This window comes from Nonomuraea sp. NPDC049725, assembly GCF_040674795.1.
In the GTDB taxonomy this organism is placed as follows: Bacteria; Actinomycetota; Actinomycetes; order Streptosporangiales; family Streptosporangiaceae; genus Nonomuraea; species Nonomuraea ceibae.
This window is the reverse complement of the sequence record NZ_JBFANJ010000003.1, coordinates 431,603-445,291: the sequence shown is the minus strand read 5'-3', so window position 1 is coordinate 445,291 and position 13,689 is coordinate 431,603. Positions and strand designations below refer to the sequence as shown.

The window sequence follows — 13,689 nt, the reverse complement described above, 5'->3', positions numbered from 1 at the left end:
TTTTTGACCACAAGCGTTGGTCTACACTTGTTGGCATGGCGTTCACGGAAAGGTCCGAGGCCACGCGCACGGCGATCCTCGGCGCGGCCCGCAAGCTCTTCGCCGAGCAGGGGTTCGCGGGCACCACCATCCGGAAGGTGGCCTCGCTGGCCGGCGTCGACCCGTCCATGGTGATGCGCTACTACGTCAACAAGGAGGGTCTCTTCCGCGCCGCGGTGGACCTGCGGCTCAACCTGGAGGAGCTGCCCGCGCCGCCGCGCGAGCGCCTCGGCGAGGCGATGGCGCGCCACTTCCTGTCCCGCTGGGAGGGCGACCTGTCGGACGAGGCGATCATGCTGCTGCTGCGCTCGTCGTCCACGAACGCGCTGGCGGCGCAGAGCATGCGCGACGTGTTCACCTCCCAGGTCGCCTCGTTCGTCGGCCGGGCGCTCGGCTGCGGGCCGGAGGAGGCGGCGCGGCGGGCCGGGCTGGTGAGCACGCAGCTGCTCGGGCTGGCCTTCACCCGTTATGTCGTACGGCTGCCACCCGTGGTCGCGATGTCCGCCGAGGAACTGGCGCGCAGCGTGGGGCCGGTGGTGCAACACTATTTGACGGGCGATTTGCCATAGTTTGTCAAGTTTCGTACCTTATGCGCGCAATGCCCGGACCGTGGGCCCGTTCGCGGGGCCCGCGGCCGCCGAATCCGCGTCACGCGGAACCGGGGACCCACTCTCTCGTGGGGTGAATCGGCGCGCCGGCTCCCCCCGGCCGCGCCCGTAGGGCACTTCCAGGCCCGAACCCGTCAGCTAACCCGGTAGGCGGCATGGAAGCAAGGAGCACAGCCCCTCATGCCCACCTCCCTCTTCTCCAGCGCCCGGCCGCGCCGCTGGGGCCGCGCCCTGGCCGGCGCCGCCCTCGCCGCCGGCGTCCTGACGACCGGCACGACCGCCGCCCAGGCGGCCACACCCGTCACCACAGCCACCACGGCCACCACAGCCTCTTTCGCCGGCCCGGCGTCGTACGCGCCCGCTGACGCGCCCGCCGTGCTCGGGCGGGCCGCACTGGTCGTCGACACGTCCACCGGCGAGGTCCGCTACAGCAAGGACGCCGGCGAGCGCCTTCCCGTGGCGAGCCTGACCAAGATGATGACCGCCCACGTCGTGCTCCAGGAGGCCGACCCGGCCGACGTCGTCGAGGTGACGGCCGAGGACGTGCGCTACGCGGCCCGGGGCGGCGCGGCCGTCGCCGGGCTGCGCGCCGGTGACCGGCTGCCGGTGCGGGACGTGCTCCACGCCCTGATGCTGCCGTCCGGCGCGGACGCCGCCCACGTGCTGGCGCGCACGTACGGGCCGGGTGTCGAGGGGTTCGTCGGGAAGATGAACGCGGCCGCCCGCGAGCTGGGCATGGCCGACACCCTGTACGTCAACGCCGACGGCATGCCCACGAACGGCGGCGGCCACTCCACGGCGGCCGACCAGGCACGGCTGGCCGAGGCGGTGCTGGGGAACGAGACGCTGAAGTCGATCACCTCGACGCGCCACCACTCGGTCGAGGCGACGAGTGAGCACGGCTCCTACTCGTGGCGCAACACCAACCGGCTGCTCGCCCAGCCGGGCGCGGTCGGCGTGAAGACCGGCTACACGCGCGCCGCCGGTTACACGCTGGCGTTCGCCGCCGAGCGGGACGGCCGGCTGCTGGTCGGGGTGATCCTCGGCGAGAGCGACTCCGGCCGCCGCTTCGACACCGCCCAGGCGCTGCTCGACTGGGCCGCCACCGCCGGGAAGGCGTGACGGCTCAGGCGGCCCGGCCGAGCAGGACGCCGCCGCCCACCCCGAGAGCGAGCGAGGCGACGGCCGCCACGCAGGCGACCGCGCGCGCCAGGCCCGGGGGCGGCGCGGCCGGCGGGTCGCCGCGGAACACCACAGCGACCCAGCGCAGGTAGTAGTACAGGCTCGCCACGGTGTTGACCAGGACGAGCACGGCCAGCCAGGCGTAACCGCCGTCCCACGCGGCGGCGAACACGAGCACCTTGGCGACGAACACGGCGGCGGGCGGGATGCCCGCGAACCCGAGCAGGCACACCACGAGCGCCAGCCCGAGCCCCGGCGCGGCCCGCCCCAGCCCTCGGTAGCCGTCGAGCGTGCCGCGCCCGGTGGCGGCCACCACGGCGAACGCGCCCACGTTCGTGACCGCGTAGGCGGCCAGGTAGAACAGCACGGCGGGGCGGGCGAGCGCGGTGTGCTGGGCGACCGCGACCGGCACGAGCACGTACCCGGCCTGGCTGATCGTGGAGTAGGCGAGCAGGCGGCGCACATCGTCCTGGTGGAAGGCGGCCAGGTTGCCGAGCGTCATCGTGGCGGCGGCGACGATCGCGACGAGGACGTCCCACCCGCCGGGCCCGAGCTCGTCCGCGACGCGCAGCAGCGCCGCCAGCGCGCCGATCTTGGGCACGGTGGTGACGAACGCGGCGACGGCGACGGGGGCGCCCTCGGCCACGTCCGGCACCCAGAAGTGCGCGGGCACCCCGCCCGCCTTGAACAGCAGCCCCGCCAGCAGCAGCACCACACCGCAGGCCGCCGCCGCGCCGGGCGCGAGCGCGAGCGCCGCCCCGGCCGCCCGGTAGCCGGTGGCGCCCGCCAGGCCGTACAGGAGGGTGACGCCGGCCAGCATCAGCACGCCCAGGAACGCGCCCATCAGGTAGTACTTGAGCGCCGCCTCGGTGCCCGGCGCGTCCTTGCCGAACCCGGCGAGCGCGTAGGCCGGGATGCTCGCCAGCAGGTACGCCGGGACGAGGACGAGCAGGTCACCGGCCCCGGCCAGCAGCACCGAGCCGAGGGCGGCGAGCATGACGAGCACGTACGCCTCGGCCTCGCGGCGGTGCCCGCGCGCCTCGGCGGCCACCAGGGCGATCACCAGGAGCGTGCCGCCCGCCACGACGGCGCGGGCCGCCTGGGTGAGGGCGTCGGGCGCGTACGAGCCGAACGCGGCGCCCCCGGTGGCGGTCACGGTGGCGGTGACGGTTGCGGCCAGGGCGGCGGCGAGCGCGGCGGCGCAGATCCACGCGACCGCGCGCTGCCGCCCGCGCGGCACGAACATGCCGGTGAGCAGCCCGGCGACCGCCCCGGCCAGCAGGAGCAGCTCGGGCAGCAGCGCGGCCGGGTCGTCGTTCACCGGCCGGCCAGCGAGGAGAGCGCGGCGGCGGCGGGCTCGATGAGGTCCAGCAGCCACCGGGGCGCGACGCCGATGAGCACCGACAGCGCCAGCAGCGGCGCCACGGCGGCGGTCTCGGCGGGCCGCAGGTCGGTGACGCGGCCGGTGAGCTCGCCCGGCCCGCCGAGCAGCACCCGTTGCAGGGCGCGCAGGAACAGCGCGGCGGTGATGAGGATGCCGAGCACGGCTGCGGCGCCCAGGACGACGGCCCCGGCGCCGATCACGCCGACGAAGATCTGGAACTCGGCGATGAACCCGGAGAACCCGGGCAGCCCCAGCGACGCGAACGCGGCCACGGCCAGCAGCGCGGCGAACACCGGGGCGCGTCCCGCGACGCCGCCGAACCGGTCCATGTCGTACGTGCCGGCCCGGTCCCACAGGACGCCGGTGAGCAGGAACAGCGCCCCGGTGATGAGGCCGTGGCTGACCATCTGGGTGACCGCCCCGGACACGGCCAGCTCCCCGGCCCGCCCGCCGCCCGGCGCCAGCCCGGCGGCGCCGAGGGCGAGCACGACGTAGCCCATGTGGTTGACCGAGGTGTAGGCGACGAGCCGCTTGAGGTTCGGCTGGGCGAGCGCGACCAGCGCCCCGTACAGCACGCTGACCAGCCCGATCGCCATGATCAGCCACGCGTGGGCGCGCCAGGCGTCGGGCAGCGCGGGCATGGCGACGCGGGCCAGGCCATAGGTGCCCATCTTGAGCAGGATGCCGGCCAGGATCGCCGACCCGGCGGCGGGCGCGTCCGTGTGGGCGGGCGGCAGCCAGGTGTGCACCGGGAAGACCGGCGTCTTGACCGCCAGCCCCACTCCGACGGCCAGCAGCACCAGCGAGGCGACGCCGGGCGACCCGGCGTAGGGCGGATTGCGGGCCAGCTCTACCAGGTCGAACGTGCCGCCGCCGAGGAACAGGCCGACGAAGCCGAGCAGCAGCGCCAGCGAGCCGAGAAAGGTGTAGAGGAAGAACGTCAGCGCCGACCTGGCCCGGTCGCCGTGCCCCCATCCGGCGATCACGAAGTACATGCCGACGATCGACAGGTCGAAGAAGACGAAGAACAGCAGCAGGTCCAGCGCGGCGAACAGGCCGAGCGAGACCGACTGCAGGAACAGGAACAGCGCCGCGTGCGCCCGCTCGCGCCGCCGTTCGCCCAGCGAGTGGACGCCGCACACGAGGAACAGCAGCGCGGTCAGCGCGATCAGCGGCAGCGACAGCCCGTCCACGCCGACGTGGTAGCCGGCGCCCAGCGTCGGGATCCAGCGCAGCCGCGTCTCGTACCCGATCCCGCCCCGGTACCCGGCCCACATGGCCGCCACGAGCGCCAGGTCGGCGGCCGACACCGCGATCCACACCCAGGTCGCGGCCCGCCCGCGCACGCGCGGCACGGCCAGCAGGCCGAGCGCGGCGGCCAGCGGCAGGAAGATCACCACGGTGAGCACGGTCACCGCACCAGCATCAGCACGACGGCCAGCAGCAGGAACGCGGCCGCCGCCTGGGCCAGGTAGAGGTGCGCCTGCCCGGCCTGCGGGCGCCGCGCGGCCCGGCCCAGGGCCCCGGCGCCCGCCGCGACCGCGTGCACCAGATGCTCCAGCGGGCGCTCCACCCGGCCCCGCCCGAGCCACGCCGCCCCGCCGAGCGCCCCGGCGGCGCCGCGCACGACCCCGTCGAGCAGCCCCTCGGCCCGCCGTCCCGCCACCCCGGCCGCCGCCGTCACCCCGGCCGCCAGCCACTCCCCGGTACGCGCGAGCACCCGGTCGTCGAACCGCGCCAGCGCCCCCGCCAGCGCCTTCACCGGCTCCCACACCCCGCCGATCGCCCCCTGCCGCAATCCGAGCCACCCCCGCAGCCCCACCGCCAGCCTGCCCTGTCCCAGCTCCGCGGCCCGCTTGCGCCACGCGGTTCCCTGACGCGCCCGTACGCCGATCGCCCATCCGGCGGCGGTCACGGCGCTCGCCACCAGGCCCGTCACCACCAGCCCCGCGGCCTCGGGCCCCGGCTCGCCGCCTGCGCCGACGAGCTCCCGCCAGCCCGCGTACACGGCGGGCAGCCCGAGCACCGACAGCCCGGCCGCCACCGGCGCGAGCGCGAGCAGCGGCCCGGTCACCGCGCGGGGCACCCGCCGCTCCCTCGCCGCCGTGGGGAACGTCCCCGGCCGCCACACCGCGGCCAGCGCCCTGGCCGCGTACGCGGCGGCCAGCAGCGCCGCCGCCAGCGCGACCGCGTACAGGCCCGGCGACGGCACCGCCGTGAGCACGGCGTCCTTGGTCACCCAGAGCGAAAGCGGCGGCACTCCGGCCAGCGCCAGCGCCCCCACCGCGAACGCCACGCCCACCGGGCGGCGCCACCGCCCGGCCCCTCGCAGCCCGGCCAGAGCCTCGGTGCCGAGCGCCGTCAGCCACACCCCCGCGCACAGGAACAGCAGGCTCTTCACGGCCGCGTGCGCGACCAGGTGCGCCGTCCCCCCGGCCACCGCCCCTGCCCCGGCCGCCAGCACCATGAACCCCACCTGCGCGCACGTCGACGCGGCCAGCAGCTGCTTGAGGTCGCGCTGCGCCAGCGCCACCGCGCCCAGCAGCAGCGCCGTCACCGCCCCCGCCCACGCGACGGCCGCCGCCGCCCACCCGGTGGCCGCGAGCAGCGGCTGCACCCGCAGCAGCAGGTACGCCCCCGCCGCCACCATGGTCGCCGAGTGCAGCAGGGCCGACACGGCGCTCGGCCCCGCCATCGCCCCCGACAGCCAGTACGAGAACGGGAGCTGCGCCGACTTGCCCAGCGCGGCCAGCACGATCCCGGCCGCGGCCAGGTCCCGCCACGGCTGCCCGGCCTGCGCGATCCCGGCGAGCTCCAGCGTCCCGGTCGCGGCGAACGCGCACCCCGCCGCCACGTACAGCCCGAGATCCCCGGCGCGGGTGGTGACGAAGGCCAGCCCCGCCGACCGCACCCGCCCGTGCTCACGCCACCAGAACCCGATCAGCGCGTACGAGGCCGCGCCCATGATCTCCCAGCCCGTCAGCAGCAGCATCAGGTCGGCGGCCGTGACGGTGAGCAGCATCGCCCCGGTGAACAGCAGCATCAGCCCGAAGAAGCGGCCCCGCGCCGCACCGGACGGCAGGTCTCCGGCGGCGAACACCAGCACGGCCAGCGCGATCGCCGCCACCGTCACCGCCATCACCGCCGACAGCCCGTCCACCGCGATCCCGGCCGGCGTGCCGCCCGGCGGGGCCGCCACCGCGACCAGCGTCGTCCCCCACACCGGCCGCACCGCCGCGGCGAGCGCCGCGAGGGTCAGCGTCACCGCCGTCACCGCGACGGCCACCGCCGCCGCCACCCGGTCCGCGCGCCGCCCGGCCAGCGCGAGCAGCGCGCCCGCGACGCCCGGGGCCGCGGGCAGGAGCCAGGCGAGAGCGCTCATCCCTTCAGGTCCCCCGCCTCGTCGGTGGTGTCGACCTGCCGGGCCCGGTAGAGGGCGGTGACGACGGCGAACCCCGCGGCCATCTCCAGCGCCATCACGGTCACCGCCACCAGGACCAGCACCTGCCCGTCCGCGGTGGCCGGCGCCAGGTGGTACCAGAAGGCGCCGCCGGCCACGATCACGCCGTTGATCATCAGCTCCAGGCCCATCATCAGCATCACGATCGACTGCTGCGACAGCACCCCGTACACGCCCACCGCGAACAGCGCGGCGGCGAGCAGCAGGAACGCCTCCAGCCCCATCGAGCCTCCCTAACGGCGGTCGTAACGGCCGCGGTCGGTCGCCAGCACGACGGTGGCGATCATCGTCGCCAGGATGGCCACCCCGATGACCATCATGACCAGCATCTGCGGACCCATGATCGACATGCCGAGGGCGTGCGCCGGGTCGGGCGGCGGCGTCCCCCGGCGGGCCGGCCACGGGGTGAGCAGCGCGAGCGCCGCCAGCCCGGCGAACACCGCCCCCGAGACCGCCAGCGCGAACCGCCTGCCGTGCACCATCGTCATCGGCATCAGCCCGGCCGGGTTCATCATGAACATGATCATGAACACCGCCATGATCATCATTTCCATCACCATCATCAGGACGATCAGCACACCCAGGTACGCGAGATCGATCAGCAGGAACAGCACGCCCACGGCGGCCAGCGACACCAGCAGCGCGAACGTCGCCCGCGCCATCGAGTCGACCGTGAACACCGCCACCGCGCCCGCCACCGACAGCACCGCCAGCGCCCAGAACGCCACCACCGCCATCAGATCACCACCAGCCCGACGACCAGCATCTGCAGCAGCGCCGCCGGGATCAGCACCAGCCACGACGCCTGCGTGAACCGGTCCATCCGCACCGCCGGCACCCGGCGGCCCGCCCACACCAGCACGCCCAGCACCGCCACCGTCTTGGTCAGCGTCCAGGCCCACGACGGCAGCAGCGGCCCCGCGCCGCCGCCCAGGAACAGCGGCACGGCCGCCGCCGACGCCACCACCAGGAGCGCGTACCGCCCGGCCTGGAAGACCAGGCGATCCGGCCCCGCCAGCTCCGCCCGCACCCCGCCCGCCACCTCACCGCCCACCGGCTGCCCGAACGGCCCCCAGAACGCCATCGCCAGCGCCGACACCAGGTAGATCACGAACGCCACCGGCATCCACACCACGAACCACACCTCCCGCTGGGCGGCCGCGACCTCCATCACGCTCAGCGACCCCGCCCCCAGCGCCGCCGTGATCAGCGCGAACATGTGCGGCAGCTCGTACGCCAGGCCCTGCGCCACGAACCGGTAGCCGCCTACCAGCGGGAACACCGAGTTCGGCGCCCAGCCCGTCAGCCACACCGCGCCCCAGACGCACACCTCCATGGCGTTGAACCACACGACCCCGACGGCCGACTCCACCACCGGCCGCTCCCCCAGCGGCAGCACCACCCCGGCCAGCACCGCCGCGGCCGGCAGGCTCCACACCCCCGCCCTGAGCAGCACCAGGTCCGGCAGCACCGTGCGCCGCCGCTGCTGGGTCAGCAGCCGCGCCACCTCCCGCAACGGCGCCGTCGCGGCGCTCCCCCACGCCGCCGGCCGCGCGGCGAGAGCCGCGTCGAACGCCGCCGCGGCCACCGCCAGCACCGCCAGCGTGACCGCGTAGCCGACCAGCGGCCCCACGGTCACGGCCGCCCGCCGTCAGGATCGAACCCCGCCACGACCAGCCGCGCCTGCGCCAGCTCACACCCGGCCAGCAGCGACGGCAGCACCTCCAGCAGCCTGCCGCCCTCCCCCACCGGCCCCCTCGGCCCCACGTCATCGGCCAGCGGCGACCGATCGCCCAGCAGGCCCAGCGCCCCCTCGACCGCCGCCAGCCACGCCTCCATCCGCGCCAGCACATCCCCGTCACACGCCGCCGGCCCCCGGAGCCCCAGCGCCGCCCCGTCGGCCCGCCCCACCCCGCGCAGCATCCACCGCAGCACCCACGACCTCCGCACCCGCCGCGCGAACCGCGCGAACCTCCCCACCACCCACCCCTCCCCACCCGGCCCTCCCCCCACGCCCACCCCACGACCCGCAGCCCACTCTCCGCTCGGCAGGTGGCCGGGGCGAAACGACCACCCTTCCCCGCCCGCCACCTGGTCGGCGTGGGGCGGGTTTCCCTCACCGATGAGGTGGTGGTCCGGGGGTGGGGGCGGGCTGGTGGGCGGGAGGTGGAGGGCGCGGGTGACCAGGTGGTCGCGGAGGAGGCGGGCCTCGGCGGCGGCGGCCGGCCAGCCCGCGACGGCCAGGAGGCGGCCGAGGCTGTCCAGGTGGGCGGCGGCCCGGTGGGCTTCGGCCTCGCCCCGGGTCACCGGCAGGCCCGCCGCCGCGGCGAGCCAGGGCGCGTCCCAGAACCGCTCCCCGTCCGCGGGGCCGTCGAAGCGCGCCTCCGCCTCCTGGATCACGTCACCCTGCATCGTCGTCTCGATGACCAGCCCGGCCGGCCAGTCGGGCAGCACCGGCCCCAGCGGCACGTGCAGCCGGTCAAGCGTCAGCCCGTCCCGATCCGGCCCCCTCTCCGCCATCGCCAGCCCACCGGGACTCCCCATGTGATGCTCATGCCCTCCACCATGCCCACCGTGACCGCTGTGGGCCCCACCGTGGCCGCCGTGAGCCCCGCCATGCTCGGCGCCATGCCCGTTGCCGTGTTCGCTGCCACCGGCCCCGCCGTCGTGGTCTCCGCCGGGTGCCCTGCCAGGCTCGCCACCGTTCCTCCCGCCGTGCCCGGCGCCGTGTCCGGTGCCATGCCCTGGGTTGTGCCCGGGGTCGTGCCCTCCGCCGTACGTGGTATCCGGTGGGGTGGGGTGGGTCTGGAGGGTGGGGTGGTGGAGGGGGGTGGTCAGGAGGGTGGTGACCTGGGCGGGGGTGGGGGCGGCGGGGAGGTCGGCGCGGGCTCGGGGGCCGGGCATGGCGGCCCAGACGGTCTCGACGGCGTCCGCCAGGCGGCCCGACGGCGGTCCGCACACCACCAGCAGGTTCGCGGCGGCGGGCGAGCCGGCCGCCAGCCAGTTGCGTTCGGCCAGCGCGGCCTCGGCGAGGAGCCGCGCGCGGGTGCCGTACGGCACGGCGACGACGAGGGGACGCACGGCGGCCCGGCGCACCAGCCACTCGCTCATGCCCATCGGAACGCGCCCTCGCGCCAGGCGTACAGGACGCCGGTCATGAGCAGGGCCAGGAAGGCGAACATCTCCACCACGGCCATGGCGCCCATCTCGGCGACGACGAGGGCCCACGGGTACATGAAGATCATCTCCATGTCGAAGGCCAGGAAGACGAGCGTCACGGCGTACCAGCGGACGTGGAAGCGGGACAGCGCGTGCTCGGCGGGCCGCCCGCCCGACAGGAACGGCCCGGTGTCCAGCGCGGGCGGCTGGCGCAGGAGCGCGGCGACCCCGTACACGCCGCCGATCCCGGCGGCGAGCAGCAGCAACAGGCCGAGCACGGCCGCCCAGGCTTCCATGCGCTGTCGCTTCCCGGGACCCAGCCCCCCGAAACGGCCCCCGAAACCAGCCCGCGGAAACGGCCAGCCTCAGAGGTCGGACCAGGTCACGTCGTCGCGGGCGGTCAGGGCGTCGGCGACGCGGTCGAGGGGCAGGGGCCGGGGCATCGGATACGTGAACGGCACCGACCCGGTCCGCAGCGTCCACACCGTCCAGGCGGGCAGCCGTTCGCCGAGCTCGGCGGCCAGCGGGCGCAGTTCCCTGCTGGAGACGCCGGCGCCGTGCACGCACGCGGGCAGAGGAACTTTCCTCTGGGCGCGGCTACGGGTGTTTTTGCCGGTTCGGCAACAGGATTCACGGTGACCGCGCCGCTTCGCCGATGATCGGCGGGAACCACTTGGAGGATGACATGCCGAAATACGCCCACCGTCTCGTTCCCTCGCCCGCGGGCCGGATCCACCTGGTGGAGGAGGGGGCGGGGCCGCTCGTGCTGCTGGTCCACGGGTTCCCGGAGTCGTGGTACTCCTGGCGGCACCAGTTGCCCGCGCTGGCCGCCGCCGGTTACCGGGCGGCCGCGGTGGACGTGCGCGGTTACGGCCGCTCGTCCAAGCCGGCGGACGTGGCCGCGTACCGGATGGTCGACCTGGTGGAGGACGCGGTCGCGGCGGTGCGCGGGCTGGGCGAGGACACGGCGGCGATCGTCGGCCACGACTGGGGTGCGGGGATCGCCGCGCACGCCGCGTTGCTCAGGCCGGACGTGTTCACCGCCGTCGCGATGCTGAGCGTGCCCTACACGCCGCCGGGCGGGCCGAGGCCCAGTGAGGCGTTCGCGCGGATGGGCGGTGACGAGGAGTTCTACGTCGCCTACTTCCAGGAGCCCGGCCGGGCCGAGGCGGAGATCGAGCCGGACGTGCGCGGCTGGCTCGCCGGCGTCTACGCCGCCCTGTCGGCCGGGACCATGCCGCCGCCGGGCGCGCCGGACCCGCACTTCGTGAGCCGGGGCGGCCGGATGCGCGACCGGTTCCCGTCCGGGCCGCTGCCGGGCTGGCTGAGCGAGGCCGACCTCGACGTGTACGCGGCCGAGTTCGAGCGGACGGGGCTGACCGGAGGGCTCAACCGCTACCGCAACATGGACCGCGACTGGGAGGACCTGGCCGCTCACGCGGGCGCGCCGATCGCGCAGCCGTCGCTGTTCGTCGGGGGCGCGCTGGACGCCACCACCACGTGGCTGTCGGCCGCCGTCGAGGCGTTCCCCGTGACGCTGCCCGGCCTGGTCGCCTCCCACCTGCTGGACGACTGCGGGCACTGGGTGCAGCAGGAGCGTCCCGAGGAGGTGAACCGCATCCTGACCGGCTGGCTGGCCGGTCTGTGACGCCGGGTCAGGAGTTGGCCGGGGCCAGGTGGGCGCGCTCCCCCTGGGCGCCGAACAGCGTGAGCACCTCGGCCGGCCGGCTGCCCGCGCTGCCGATCCAGTGGGGGACGCGGGTGTCGTACTCGGCGGCCTCGCCGGCGCCGAGCCGGAACTCCCGCTCGCCCAGCACGAACCTGGCCTCCCCGTCGAGGACGTAGAACCACTCGTAACCCTCGTGGGCCTGCAGCTTCGTCGTGGACTCCCGCCCGGCGGGCGGGTAGACGACCTTGTACGCCTGGACGCCGCCGGCCCGCCGGGTGAGCGGCACCATCACCAGCCCGTGCCGCCGCACCGGCCGCAGGTGGATGCGCGGGTCGCCGGTGGGCGGCGCGGCGACGAGGTCGTCGAGCGGGACGCCGTGCGCCCGCGCCAGCGGCAGCAGTTGCTCCAGCGTGGGGCGGAGCCTGCCGTTCTCCAGGCGGGACAGGGTGCTCGCGGTGAGGCCGGTCTCGCCGGCGAGCGCGGCCAGCGTGGCGCCGCGCGCCTTGCGCAGGGCGCGCAGCCTCGGCCCGACTCCGGCGAGGACGTCTTCTTCAGGGCGTTCCATCCCCTGATGATGCGGATCCGCAACTTTCCTTGCAAGCCGGGAAGAGCGGCGGCGATGCTGGCCATACATCACCGACGAAGGGGGCGACCCACATGGATTCCACCCGGACCCAGCGGCCGGGCGGCGAGGACGCGGTGCTCTCCCGGGCGCGGCCCGCCGGTGAGAAGGCGACGCTGCGGGGCTTCCTCGACCGCCTGCGCGACGCCGTCGCCGCCAAGGTCGACGGCGTCCCGGAGCCCCAGGTCAGGACCGCCGGGGTGCCGTCGGGCACGAGCCTGCTCGGCCTGGTCAGGCATCTGGCGTACGTCGAACGCTTCTACTTCCTCGGCGAGGACGCCGGCGACTGGGCCGCGACCATGCGGCCCACGGCCGAGGACACGGTGGACGGCGTGCTCGCCCGCTACCGCAGGGCCGTCGAGCAGGCGAACCGGGTCATCGACGCCTGCCCCGACCTGGACCTGCCCGCCCCGCGGCCTCCGGGCCGGGGCGGGACGCCGTCGATGCGCTGGGTGCTGGTGCACATGATCGAGGAGACCGGGCGGCACGCCGGCCACGCCGACATCCTGCGCGAGCGGATCGACGGCGCCACCGGCCGCTGACCGGCCGCTGACCGGCCGCCCTCGTCACCCGGAGGCGGCGAAGAAGGCGCGCAGGTGCCGGTTGACCGGCTCCGGGCAGTCGAGCTGCGGCGCGTGACCGCACCCCTTGAGGATCTCCAGCCGCGCGTCGGGCAGCAGCTCGGCGAAGCGGCGGGCCCGCTCGACCGGCTGCACGGTGTCCTGCTCCCCCCACAGCACCAGGACCGGCGTCCTCGTCGCGGGCAGGGCGCGCTCGGTCGGCCCCCAGTCGAGGCGGCGTTCCAGCAGGTACGTGGCGCGGATGTTCTCGTGGAAGGTCATCGGCGCCCACCACTCGTCGACCAGCTGTGCGGTGACGCGCTCCTTGTTGACCATCATGCCCTCGGCCAGGCTCTCCACCGCTGACCGGCCGGAGGACAGCTTGACGGCCAGCTCGCCCACGACGGGGAGCTTCAGCGACTCCCACATCCAGGTTCCGGGCAGGTCCAGGCCGGTGGCGTCGAGCAGCGCGAGCCTGCTGACGCGGGCGGGGTGACGCTGGGCGAAGGCCAGGGCCCAGCCGCCGCTCCAGGAGTTGCCCGCCAGGGCGGCCCGCCGCACGCCGACGGCGTCCATGAACGACCCGACGGCGGCGGTCATCGCGTCCAGGTCGTAGGCGAAGCCGGGGTCCTTGAGCCGGGTGTAGCCCTGGCCGGGCAGGTCGACCACGTACACGGTGTGGTCGCGGGCCAGCGCCGGCAGCTGGTCCTTCCAGCCGATGACCGAGGTGCCGCCGGGTGACAGCAGGATCACCGGGCTGCCGGACCCGGCCTTCACGTAGTGGAAGGCGGCGATCGGGGTGTCGGCGTAGCGGGACCCGGCCTGGGCCAGGAAGGGCGAGCGGAAGGCGCGGCCGTCCTCGGCCGGCTGCCAGCCGTACGCGCCGAACAGCGTCACGGCCACCAGCAGCGCGAGCGCCGCCGCCAGCACGCGCGGCCAGCGGCGCCTGCGTCCGGGCCGCCGGGCCCGGGTCGGGGGTGTGTCGTCAGGGCGGACCATGTCATCC

At 75.5% G+C, this 13,689-nt stretch carries 15 protein-coding genes and 1 riboswitch; of the genes, 4 read left to right on the top strand and 11 right to left on the bottom strand.

Annotated features, from left to right (window positions below; translation table 11 throughout):
• The first annotated feature begins 35 nt into the window (after positions 1–35).
• Both AB0J53_RS10110 and AB0J53_RS10105 read left to right on the top strand, forming a co-directional pair.
• On the top strand, positions 36–608 hold the full coding sequence (locus AB0J53_RS10110; RefSeq protein WP_364170697.1) for a TetR family transcriptional regulator: 573 nt from the start codon (positions 36–38) through the stop codon (positions 606–608).
• Positions 609–664: 56 nt separating this feature from the next.
• Positions 665–815: riboswitch (cyclic di-AMP (ydaO/yuaA leader) on the top strand.
• Positions 816–827: 12 nt separating this feature from the next.
• Positions 828–1,769 (top strand): serine hydrolase, encoded by a 942-nt coding sequence (locus tag AB0J53_RS10105; RefSeq protein ID WP_364170695.1) that lies wholly within the window; start codon positions 828–830, stop codon positions 1,767–1,769.
• A gap of 4 nt (positions 1,770–1,773) precedes the next feature.
• Here the strand turns inward: AB0J53_RS10105 and AB0J53_RS10100 are convergent, their stop codons facing one another.
• The 9 genes from AB0J53_RS10100 to AB0J53_RS10060 form a co-directional block, all read right to left on the bottom strand.
• On the bottom strand, positions 1,774–3,150 hold the full coding sequence (locus tag AB0J53_RS10100; RefSeq protein ID WP_364170693.1) for an NADH-quinone oxidoreductase subunit N: 1,377 nt from the start codon (positions 3,148–3,150) through the stop codon (positions 1,774–1,776).
• On the bottom strand, positions 3,147–4,628 hold the full coding sequence (locus AB0J53_RS10095) for an NADH-quinone oxidoreductase subunit M (protein ID WP_364170691.1): 1,482 nt from the start codon (positions 4,626–4,628) through the stop codon (positions 3,147–3,149). The genes AB0J53_RS10100 and AB0J53_RS10095 overlap by 4 nt, the downstream gene beginning before the upstream one ends.
• Positions 4,625–6,595, bottom strand: a complete 1,971-nt coding sequence (locus tag AB0J53_RS10090; RefSeq protein WP_364170689.1) for a proton-conducting transporter membrane subunit — start codon at positions 6,593–6,595, stop codon at positions 4,625–4,627. Before AB0J53_RS10090 ends, AB0J53_RS10095 begins: the two co-directional genes overlap by 4 nt.
• The gene (gene nuoK / locus AB0J53_RS10085) at positions 6,592–6,897 is read right to left on the bottom strand and encodes an NADH-quinone oxidoreductase subunit NuoK (protein ID WP_364170687.1); all 306 of its coding nucleotides are present in this window, start codon (positions 6,895–6,897) and stop codon (positions 6,592–6,594) included. The genes AB0J53_RS10090 and nuoK overlap by 4 nt, the downstream gene beginning before the upstream one ends.
• Positions 6,898–6,906: 9 nt before the next feature.
• Positions 6,907–7,410 (bottom strand): NADH-quinone oxidoreductase subunit J, encoded by a 504-nt coding sequence (locus tag AB0J53_RS10080; RefSeq protein WP_219517880.1) that lies wholly within the window; start codon positions 7,408–7,410, stop codon positions 6,907–6,909.
• On the bottom strand, positions 7,410–8,312 hold the full coding sequence (locus tag AB0J53_RS10075; RefSeq protein ID WP_364170684.1) for an NADH-quinone oxidoreductase subunit H: 903 nt from the start codon (positions 8,310–8,312) through the stop codon (positions 7,410–7,412). Before AB0J53_RS10075 ends, AB0J53_RS10080 begins: the two co-directional genes overlap by 1 nt.
• Positions 8,309–9,784, bottom strand: a complete 1,476-nt coding sequence (locus AB0J53_RS10070) for a hypothetical protein (RefSeq protein WP_364170682.1) — start codon at positions 9,782–9,784, stop codon at positions 8,309–8,311. The genes AB0J53_RS10075 and AB0J53_RS10070 overlap by 4 nt, the downstream gene beginning before the upstream one ends.
• Complete coding sequence (locus tag AB0J53_RS10065; RefSeq protein ID WP_219508471.1) at positions 9,781–10,128, bottom strand: NADH-quinone oxidoreductase subunit A; 348 nt, start codon at positions 10,126–10,128, stop codon at positions 9,781–9,783. Before AB0J53_RS10065 ends, AB0J53_RS10070 begins: the two co-directional genes overlap by 4 nt.
• Positions 10,129–10,197: 69 nt before the next feature.
• Positions 10,198–10,395, bottom strand: coding sequence for a hypothetical protein (locus AB0J53_RS10060; protein ID WP_364170680.1), 198 nt, complete (start codon positions 10,393–10,395; stop codon positions 10,198–10,200).
• Positions 10,396–10,517: 122 nt separating this feature from the next.
• Here AB0J53_RS10060 and AB0J53_RS10055 point away from each other — a divergent pair, with 122 nt between their 5' ends.
• Complete coding sequence (locus AB0J53_RS10055) at positions 10,518–11,480, top strand: alpha/beta hydrolase (RefSeq protein WP_219508469.1); 963 nt, start codon at positions 10,518–10,520, stop codon at positions 11,478–11,480.
• 7 nt (positions 11,481–11,487) lie between these two features.
• Here the strand turns inward: AB0J53_RS10055 and AB0J53_RS10050 are convergent, their stop codons facing one another.
• Positions 11,488–12,066, bottom strand: a complete 579-nt coding sequence (locus AB0J53_RS10050; RefSeq protein WP_364170678.1) for an XRE family transcriptional regulator — start codon at positions 12,064–12,066, stop codon at positions 11,488–11,490.
• Positions 12,067–12,158: 92 nt separating this feature from the next.
• Between AB0J53_RS10050 and AB0J53_RS10045 the strand changes: the two genes are divergently transcribed.
• Positions 12,159–12,665, top strand: coding sequence for a DinB family protein (locus AB0J53_RS10045; protein WP_364170676.1), 507 nt, complete (start codon positions 12,159–12,161; stop codon positions 12,663–12,665).
• Positions 12,666–12,689: 24 nt separating this feature from the next.
• Here the strand turns inward: AB0J53_RS10045 and AB0J53_RS10040 are convergent, their stop codons facing one another.
• Positions 12,690–13,682, bottom strand: a complete 993-nt coding sequence (locus AB0J53_RS10040; protein ID WP_364170674.1) for an alpha/beta hydrolase — start codon at positions 13,680–13,682, stop codon at positions 12,690–12,692.
• Positions 13,683–13,689 lie beyond the last annotated feature (7 nt).

Coding starts and splice junctions, on each gene's coding strand:
- AB0J53_RS10065 (WP_219508471.1), bottom strand. CDS start 10,128: ATGGAAGCCTGGGCGGCCGTGCTCGGCCTGTTGCTGCTGCTCGCCGCC.
- nuoK (WP_364170687.1), bottom strand. CDS start 6,897: ATGGGGCTGGAGGCGTTCCTGCTGCTCGCCGCCGCGCTGTTCGCGGTG.
- AB0J53_RS10050 (WP_364170678.1), bottom strand. CDS start 12,066: ATGGAACGCCCTGAAGAAGACGTCCTCGCCGGAGTCGGGCCGAGGCTG.
- AB0J53_RS10055 (WP_219508469.1), top strand. CDS start 10,518: ATGCCGAAATACGCCCACCGTCTCGTTCCCTCGCCCGCGGGCCGGATC.
- AB0J53_RS10105 (WP_364170695.1), top strand. CDS start 828: ATGCCCACCTCCCTCTTCTCCAGCGCCCGGCCGCGCCGCTGGGGCCGC.
- AB0J53_RS10080 (WP_219517880.1), bottom strand. CDS start 7,410: ATGGCGGTGGTGGCGTTCTGGGCGCTGGCGGTGCTGTCGGTGGCGGGC.
- AB0J53_RS10090 (WP_364170689.1), bottom strand. CDS start 6,595: ATGAGCGCTCTCGCCTGGCTCCTGCCCGCGGCCCCGGGCGTCGCGGGC.
- AB0J53_RS10110 (WP_364170697.1), top strand. CDS start 36: ATGGCGTTCACGGAAAGGTCCGAGGCCACGCGCACGGCGATCCTCGGC.
- AB0J53_RS10045 (WP_364170676.1), top strand. CDS start 12,159: ATGGATTCCACCCGGACCCAGCGGCCGGGCGGCGAGGACGCGGTGCTC.
- AB0J53_RS10040 (WP_364170674.1), bottom strand. CDS start 13,682: ATGGTCCGCCCTGACGACACACCCCCGACCCGGGCCCGGCGGCCCGGA.
- AB0J53_RS10070 (WP_364170682.1), bottom strand. CDS start 9,784: ATGAGCGAGTGGCTGGTGCGCCGGGCCGCCGTGCGTCCCCTCGTCGTC.